Source organism: Mesorhizobium sp. M1A.F.Ca.IN.022.07.1.1 (genome assembly GCF_003997575.1).
Lineage (GTDB): Bacteria > Pseudomonadota > Alphaproteobacteria > Rhizobiales > Rhizobiaceae > Mesorhizobium.
In genome coordinates this window covers 1-1260 of record NZ_RZST01000629.1, presented here as the reverse complement: position 1 = coordinate 1260, position 1260 = coordinate 1, and the positions used below count along the sequence as shown (strand labels likewise).

Sequence of the window (1260 nt, the reverse complement as noted above, 5' to 3'; positions counted from 1 at the left end):
GGCGAGGAGGCGGCGCTGCTTTCGCCCCTGCCGCTTTCGGCGCTGCGCATCGCGCCCGAAACCCGCGCCAGCCTGGAAAGCGGCAGGGGCGAAAGCAGCGCCGCCTCCTCGCCGCCGGCAACGATGCGGTCGCCGTGGAAGCGCGCCGCCTGGGCGGCGCCCGGCGTCGAGGCGAGGCCGGCGCGAACATCGAAACCCTGCTGGAAGAAACGGGTGAGGATCTCGTCCTGCATGGCCCGCTCGTCACCAAACAGGTGCGTGCAGCCGGTGACGTCGAGAAACAGCCCGTCCTCGCCGTCGATCGCCACCAGCGGCGTGTAGCGGTCGCACCAGTCGGCGAGGCCTTCGAGCAGGCGGCGGTCGGCCTCCGGGTCGGCCTCCACCACATCGATCGACGGATGCATGGCGCGCGCGTCGGCAATGCCCATGCCGCGCTTCAGCTTCAGCGCCTCAGCCCGCTCGTCGAGGGCTGCGATGCGCTGGGCGTTGCTGTCGCGATGGCTGATCACAAGCGGTGGGCAAGATGGGGGCAGGTGATGCGAGGGCCGGGAACGCCAGGACCGCCCCAGACGCTGGCGCAGGATCCGCTCCGCGCAAAGATAGGGGAACCACAGCGACAGAATTCGCTGCCCGCTCTTCCTCGGGCCTTCTTTCGGCAAAAGCGTGCTCATCGGGGTTCCACTCCAGTGTGAATTGTCCGGGCAGGGCCGTGCGGCTCTTGCCGATATCGACGGTGAAGGCGGGGCGGCCGATCGAGCCGGCCAGCGCGCCGGCGAGCGTTTCGCGGCTCGCCGCGGGCGCTGCCGAAACAATGAGGCGCACGGGCGCCGCGGTGGGCTCGGCCTGGCCGGCCTGACGCAGCAAAAACACCGGCCGGCCGGCGCTCTGGGCGCGGGCGTGCAACCGCCGCGTCGCGGTAAGGTCGAGAAGCCGCGGGCTGCCGCGGATCTCGAGGAGGACGGCGGCGAAGGCCGTCATGCGGGCGGCCTCCTCGGCGATCCACAGCGCGTCGACCAGTTTCGGCGCTTCGGAAAACAGCAATTGTTCGGGCTCGATGCCGAAGAAGGCGTGGAGGCCCCTGGCATAGGGAAAGCCGGCCTCGCTGTGGCCTCGCCGGATGCCTTCCTCAACACCGGCGTAGAACGCCTCGACACCGCCCTCGGCGGCGGCCTGCCCAAGGCGGCGCTCAGTGAAATCCATGGGCTGGAGACCCGCGATGCCGGCGCCGTGGCCGGCATCGCGGGTCTCCAGCCCATGGAT

2 protein-coding genes are annotated in these 1260 nt (G+C 70.6%); both read right to left on the bottom strand.

What is annotated here, in order from left to right; translation table 11 throughout:
- Positions 1–509, bottom strand: a 509-nt coding sequence (locus EOA75_RS32945; RefSeq protein ID WP_164747759.1) for a DNA polymerase Y family protein, incomplete at its 3' end; no start/stop codon positions are given.
- The coding region (locus tag EOA75_RS35450) for a hypothetical protein (protein WP_164747758.1) at positions 451–1260 on the bottom strand (810 nt) is incomplete at its 5' end. The genes EOA75_RS32945 and EOA75_RS35450, both read right to left, overlap by 59 nt.